6 protein-coding genes are annotated in these 6,216 nt (G+C 64.2%); all 6 read left to right on the top strand.

Annotation, left to right across the window (positions count from 1 at the left end; translation table 11 throughout):
* The first annotated feature begins 402 nt into the window (after positions 1-402).
* From fliE to fliJ, 6 genes are read left to right on the top strand one after another with little or no spacing between them, the layout of a single operon-like run.
* The gene (gene fliE / locus RO069_RS02320) at positions 403-771 is read left to right on the top strand and encodes a flagellar hook-basal body complex protein FliE (protein WP_328185085.1); all 369 of its coding nucleotides are present in this window, start codon (positions 403-405) and stop codon (positions 769-771) included.
* A gap of 35 nt (positions 772-806) precedes the next feature.
* Complete coding sequence (gene fliF, locus RO069_RS02315; protein WP_328185083.1) at positions 807-2,528, top strand: flagellar basal-body MS-ring/collar protein FliF; 1,722 nt, start codon at positions 807-809, stop codon at positions 2,526-2,528.
* Positions 2,521-3,558: a flagellar motor switch protein FliG gene (fliG, locus tag RO069_RS02310; protein ID WP_328185080.1), complete on the top strand. Its 1,038-nt coding sequence runs from the start codon at positions 2,521-2,523 to the stop codon at positions 3,556-3,558. The genes fliF and fliG overlap by 8 nt, the downstream gene beginning before the upstream one ends.
* Positions 3,558-4,406, top strand: a complete 849-nt coding sequence (locus RO069_RS02305) for a flagellar assembly protein FliH (RefSeq protein WP_328185078.1) — start codon at positions 3,558-3,560, stop codon at positions 4,404-4,406. Before fliG ends, RO069_RS02305 begins: the two co-directional genes overlap by 1 nt.
* A complete protein-coding gene (fliI, locus tag RO069_RS02300; protein ID WP_328185076.1) occupies positions 4,387-5,766 on the top strand; it encodes a flagellar protein export ATPase FliI in 1,380 nt (459 codons plus the stop codon). The genes RO069_RS02305 and fliI overlap by 20 nt, the downstream gene beginning before the upstream one ends.
* Entirely contained in the window at positions 5,763-6,209 is a 447-nt protein-coding gene (fliJ, locus tag RO069_RS02295) for a flagellar export protein FliJ (protein ID WP_328185074.1), read from the top strand. The genes fliI and fliJ overlap by 4 nt, the downstream gene beginning before the upstream one ends.
* Positions 6,210-6,216: the final 7 nt, after the last annotated feature.

Raw genomic sequence — 6,216 nt, 5'->3', positions numbered from 1 at the left:
GGCGCCCTGCGGGCGCTCCCCCTCTCCCTGGCCCTCTCCCTCGTTGGGGAGAGGGGATGTATGACTCGAACGCTGTGTAGCCCCTCTCCCTCAGGGGAAGAGGGGATATATGGTGTGAGCACGGTGTAGCCCCTCTCCCCCGGAGGGAGAGGGGTTGGGGAGAGGGGGGAGACTCCCCCTCCGTTGCTTGATGTCTGGCACCCTGCGGCCCCCCTCCAGACCCCGTCAAAAACCTGGCAGCATCTTTCTGAGCTTTCATGAATTATTATTTAATTTACTGTAATTAAAGGATAAAAGGAACCTGGCCGGAAATTTGCAAATTCTTCCCCAGACAGACTTTCTGCCATGCCGCCCCCAGCGGCGGCAGGCACAGGAACCGTTTTCGGGAGCGGAGAGATAACCATGGTCCAGCGAGCCGATATCAACAACGTTCTCTCGGAGATGCGCAACCTGCGTGCCCAGATGCAGCAGAACCAGCGCATGGAGAACGACCTTTCCGTCAGGGGGCAGGTGGACAAGCCGACCGGTCCGGAGAAGGTGCAGGAGACCCAGGGCTTTGGCGACATGCTTAACCAGGCGGTGGACAAGGTGAATGACCTCCAGTCGACGACGGGGGATCTGCGCACGGCCTATGAACAGGGCGATCCCAACGTCGATATCACCCGGGTGATGGTGGCCTCCCAGAAGTCATCGGTTGCCTTCGATGCCCTGAGTCAGGTGCGGAACAAGGTCGTGCAGGCCTACGAAGACATCATGAACATGCCGATCTGACGGCGGTTTAGACGAGTTATCAACGGAGCAACGTCATGGCCACTGCAGCCTCAGAAGCCACTTCCACCAATCTGGCCACCACCGGCTCGGATGAGGAGAACGAAAGCAGCAGCCCTCTGCTGTTCGGTTTCAATCGCCTGAACCTGCTGCGCCAGATTGGCCTGATGGTTGGCCTGGCCGCCAGCGTGGCCCTGGGCGTGGCGGTGGTGCTATGGGCCCAGGAGCCCAATTACCAGCCGGTGCTGGGCGACCTGTCCAGTTACAACCCCCAGGACGTCTCCAGCATCCTTGACCAGAGTGGCATCCAGTACCGTATGGACCCGCGTAGCGGGGCGCTGCTGGTGGCTTCCGACGATGTCTACAATGCCCGCCTGAAACTCGCCGCCGAAGGCGTGACCGACAAGGAAACCATCGGATACGAGCTGCTGGACCAGGAGCAGGGTCTGGGTACCTCCCAGTTCATGGAGACCATCAGTTTCCGCCGCGGCCTGGAAGGGGAGCTGGCCCGCACCATCAGCAGCATGCGCAGCGTCAAGTCGGCCCGGGTGCACCTGGCCATTCCGGAGCGGTCGGTATTTGTCCGTGACGCCCGGGAGCCCAGTGCCTCGGTCTTCCTGAATGTGTTCGCCGGGCGCCGGGTCGAACAGGAACAGATCAACGCCATCGTCAACCTGGTGGCCGGCAGTGTGCCGGAGATGAACCGCGAGAGCGTGACCGTCGTCGACCAGAACGGCAACCTGCTGACTGGTCGTGAGGAAGATTCCGAGCGCCAGGACATGCAGGAGCAGTATGAATACACCGCGCGGGTGGAAGAGCGCCTGACCAAGCGGGTGGCCTCCATGATCAGCCCCATTGTCGGCGACAGTCGCTTCCGGGCGGAGGTCAGTGCGGACCTGGACTTTTCCTCGGTGGAGCAGGCGGAAGAACTGTTCAACCCCGAGCAGCAGGCGGTGCGCAGTGAACGGGAGCTGTCGGAGCAGCGTGCCGCCGGTGCCCAGGGAGGCATCCCCGGCGCCCTGTCCAACCAGCCGCCGGGCGAGGCCGCCGTGCCGGAACAGGCGGGTGGGGGCCAGGCCGGAGAAGGCGAAGACGGCGAGGAGCAGGCGCAACCGGTGGATATTCGCCGCGAGAGCACCCGTAACTACGAGATTGATCGTACGGTCAGCTACATCCGCCAGGCCCAGGGTGACGTCAAGCGCCTGACCGTGGCGGTGGCGGTGGACGACAAGCGCGTGGTCAATCCCGATACCGGTGAGGTCACCTATGAGCCCTGGCAGGAGCAGGAACTGCAGCGCCTGAACATGCTGGTGCGGGACGCGGTCGGCTACTCCGCGGCCCGGGGCGACAGCGTCACGGTCATGAACACCGCCTTCGCGCCGGAACAGGAAGTGCAGTACGAGGCCCCGGGCTTCTGGGAGCAGCCCTGGTTCTGGAACCTGATGAAACAGGTGCTGGCCGGTGTCGTTATCCTGGCATTGGTACTGGGCCTGTTGCGCCCGGTGCTCAAGACCATCTCCGGTGGCAGCCGCCGCGAATCCGGTATGGATGAGGACGGCATCCGGGGCTCCTACGACGACCTTGGCGAGGTGGGCAGCGACCGGGCCCTGGCGGATGCCATGAGTGGCCAGGACGAGTTGCTTTTGCCTGGCGCCACGGACAGCTATGATAGGCACCTGAACGCATTGAAAGGGCTGATTGCCGAAGACCCCGCCCGGGTTGCTCAGGTAATGCGCCAGTGGGTGAACGTCGATGAGTGAAGAAAACAGCCAGGAAGGTGAGAGCAAGCAGCTTCGCCGCAAGATCCCCCGGGTCGAGCAGGCCGCGATCCTGCTGATGTCCCTGGGCGAGTCCGATGCCGCGGAAATCCTCAAGCACATGGGGCCGAAGGAAGTCCAGCGGGTCGGTGTTGCCATGGCCCAGATGAAGGACGTCAGCAAGGACGAGGTGTCCTACGTGATGAATGAGTTCGTCGACGCCGTGGGCGGCCAGACCGGCCTGGGTGTGGGCAACGATGATTACATCCGTACCATGCTCACCCAGGCACTGGGGGACGACAAGGCCGCTAGCCTGATCGACCGTATCCTCATCGGTGGCAACACCACCGGCCTGGACACCCTCAAGTGGATGGAGCCCCGGGCAGTGGGGGACATCATCCGTTACGAACATCCCCAGATCCAGGCCATAGTCATCTCCTACCTGGACCCGGACCAGGCCGCCGAGATCCTGGCGACCCTGGATGACAAGGTAAGGCTCGATGTGATGATGCGGGTAGCGTCGCTGGAAAGCATCCAGCCCCAGGCCCTGCAGGAGCTCAACGACATCCTCGAGAAGCAGTTCTCCGGCGGTTCCGCGGCCCAGACCAGTCGCATCGGCGGCATCAAGCGGGCGGCGGATATCATGAACTTCATGGACCGCTCCATCGAGGGTGGCCTGATGGATTCCATCAAGGATATGGACCCGGATCTCGCCTCCACCATCGAGGATCTGATGTTCGTCTTCGACAACCTGGCGGATATCGACGACCGGGGTATCCAGTCGCTGCTGCGGGAGGTGTCCTCGGAAGTCCTTGTGGTGGCCCTCAAGGGCGCCGACGACGGGGTCAAGGACAAGATCTTCCGCAACATGTCCAAGCGCGCGGCCGAGCTGCTGCAGGATGACCTGGAAGCCAAGGGACCGGTACGGGTGAGCGAAGTGGAGTCCGCCCAGAAGGATATCATCACCATCGCCCGTCGCATGGCGGAAGCCGGTGAGATTACCCTGGGTGGTTCCGGCGAAGAAATGATGTGATGAGCGATTCCCGCCGACGTAGCCGCATTCCCCCCGAAGAACTCAGCGCCTGGGAGCGCTGGGAGCTGCCACTGCTGGACGAGCGGGGCAACGAGGTGGCCCGGGACGAGGACATGGACGTCAAGCCGCTGACTGCGGCGGACATCGAGGCCATCCGCCAGTCCGCCTGGGAGGAAGGTCGCCAGGAGGGTCGGCAGGCGGGCCATGAAGAGGGCCTGTCCCAGGGGCTGGAAGAGGGGCGTGAACGGGGCTACCAGGAAGGTCGGGAGACCGGTGAACAGGAGGGCCGCGAGCAGGCGGCCGCCGATGCCCGCGCCGAGGTGGACGAGAAACTGGCGCGGCTGGAGTCCGTCATGGGCGAACTGCTGGCCCCCATCGAAAGACATCAGGACGAGCTGGAGTCGGCCCTGGTCAACCTGGCCACGGTGCTGGCCCGGTCGGTGATCCACCGTGAACTGTCACTGGATTCCTCCCAGATTCGCCAGGTGGTGATGGACGCGGTGAGCAGCCTGCCCTCCACCCGGGAGAACGTCCGTATCCGCATCCACCCCTCCGATATGGAATGGGTGCGGGAGGCCGCCGACCGTCTCGACGCGGAGGCATCCATCAGCGGGGACGACAGTATCCTGCCAGGGGGCTGCACCGTGGAAACCCGCCATTCCCTGGTGGACTACACCGTGGAGAAGCGCTTCCAGAAGGCAGTGCAGGCGATGCTGGACCTGCAACTGGGAACCGCCTCCCAGGGCGAGAGCGACGAACTCGAATCGGTGATGGGCGACCTGTCCGATTTCCACCGGGATGTGCTGGAAGAACCGGGAGAGTCCGACGATGACCAGCAGCCTGACTGAACGCCTCCAGCGACTGGCGTCCAACGTTCCCCGCCAGCCCCGCCCGGAGCTTTCCGGCCGCCTGACCCGCATGGTGGGCCTGACCCTGGAATGCGTCGGCTGCCCGATGGTGGTGGGCGACCGCTGCATGATCCTCGGTCACGACACCGGCACCGTGGAAGCGGAGGTGGTCGGGTTCGAGGATGACCGGGTTTACCTTATGCCATTGACGGCCATTGAGGGCCTGCGCCCGGGGGCACGGGTTATCCCCATGTCGGCGGCGAGCCGGGTGCCGGTGGGGCATGGCCTGTTGGGTCGGGTGGTCAACGGCAACGGCGAGCCCCTGGATGACCGGGGTCCGCTGGAGGTGGAGGCCCGCGTGCCCCTGGCAGGGGAGATCATCAATCCCCTCAACCGGGCGCCGGTGCGCACCTCCATGGACGTGGGCATTCGCGCCATCAACGCCCTGCTGACCGTGGGCCAGGGCCAGCGCCTGGGCCTGTTTGCCGGCAGTGGCGTGGGCAAGAGCATGCTGCTGGGCATGATGACCCGCTTTACCGATGCGGATATCACCGTGGTGGGCCTGATTGGCGAGCGGGGCCGGGAGGTGAAGGAGTTCATCGACGATATCCTGGGGGAAGAGGGCCTGTCCCGCTCCGTGGTGGTTGCCTCCCCGGCGGACGATTCCCCGCTGATGCGCCTGCGGGCCGCCATGCTTACCACTCGCATTGCCGAATACTATCGCGACCAGGGCAAGCGGGTGCTGTTGCTGATGGATTCCCTGACCCGCTATGCTCAGGCCCAGCGGGAAATTGCCCTGGCCGTGGGCGAGCCGCCCGCCACCAAGGGCTATCCGCCGTCGGTGTTCGCCAAACTGCCGCAACTGGTGGAGCGAACAGGTAACGGCAAGCCCGGAGGTGGTTCCATCACCGCCTTCTACACCGTACTGACCGAAGGTGACGACCAGCAGGACCCGGTGGCGGATTCCGCCCGTGCCATCCTGGATGGTCATATCGTGCTGTCCCGACGACTGGCGGAGGAGGGCCATTACCCGGCCATCGACGTGGAGGCATCGGTCAGCCGGGTCATGCCCCATGTCACCGGACAGGACCATTTTGCCCGGGCGCAGCGGTTCAAGCAGGTCTATTCCCGCTACCAGCAGGCCCGCGACCTGATCAGCGTTGGCGCCTATGTGAAGGGCTCGGACCAGGAAACCGATTTCGCCATTCGCTATATCGACCGTATGGGGGATTTCCTGCAGCAGGGGCTGAATCAGGCTGCCCCCTTCAGCGAGTCCGTGGACCAGTTGCTGTCGCTGCTGCCGGAAAAACCGGCCAGATCGCAAACGGCGGACAGTGGCCAGCCCGGGGGTGGTGAATGACCACCCGCTCGCAACGCCTGCAGGTAGTGCTGACGTTGGAGGAACGCAAGGAACAGGAAGCTCTGGATGCCATGAACGGGGTTCGCAACCAGTGGCAGGTGGAGAAGGACCGCCTGGATGAACTGGACCGCTACCAGCGGGAATATCACCAACAGATGCGTGCCCAGCAGCAGGGGACTGTGCCGGTAAGCCGGCTCCAGGGTTGGCAGAACTTCATCGCCCGCCTGGACCTGCTTATCGGCGACCAGCAGAAGCGGGTGGCACAGGCCGCCGAACGCCTGGAGCATGCCCGGCAGAACTGGCAACGGGCCTGGGAATGCCGCCGGGGCATGGAAAAGTACATTGACACCTGTCGCGCCCAGGAACAGCGTGCCCGGGACCTGGCGGAACAGAAGCAGGCCGACGAAGCCGCCGCGCGGCAGTTCTCCCGGCGCCGCCAGTAGCCCCATA

The organism is Marinobacter sp. OP 3.4, from assembly GCF_036224885.1.
Lineage (GTDB): Bacteria > Pseudomonadota > Gammaproteobacteria > Pseudomonadales > Oleiphilaceae > Marinobacter.
Note: the sequence above shows the minus strand (reverse complement) of the source record. Positions and strands in the feature narration are given on the sequence as shown.

Coding starts and splice junctions, on each gene's coding strand:
- fliI (WP_328185076.1), top strand. CDS start 4,387: ATGACCAGCAGCCTGACTGAACGCCTCCAGCGACTGGCGTCCAACGTT.
- fliJ (WP_328185074.1), top strand. CDS start 5,763: ATGACCACCCGCTCGCAACGCCTGCAGGTAGTGCTGACGTTGGAGGAA.
- RO069_RS02305 (WP_328185078.1), top strand. CDS start 3,558: ATGAGCGATTCCCGCCGACGTAGCCGCATTCCCCCCGAAGAACTCAGC.
- fliG (WP_328185080.1), top strand. CDS start 2,521: ATGAGTGAAGAAAACAGCCAGGAAGGTGAGAGCAAGCAGCTTCGCCGC.
- fliF (WP_328185083.1), top strand. CDS start 807: ATGGCCACTGCAGCCTCAGAAGCCACTTCCACCAATCTGGCCACCACC.
- fliE (WP_328185085.1), top strand. CDS start 403: ATGGTCCAGCGAGCCGATATCAACAACGTTCTCTCGGAGATGCGCAAC.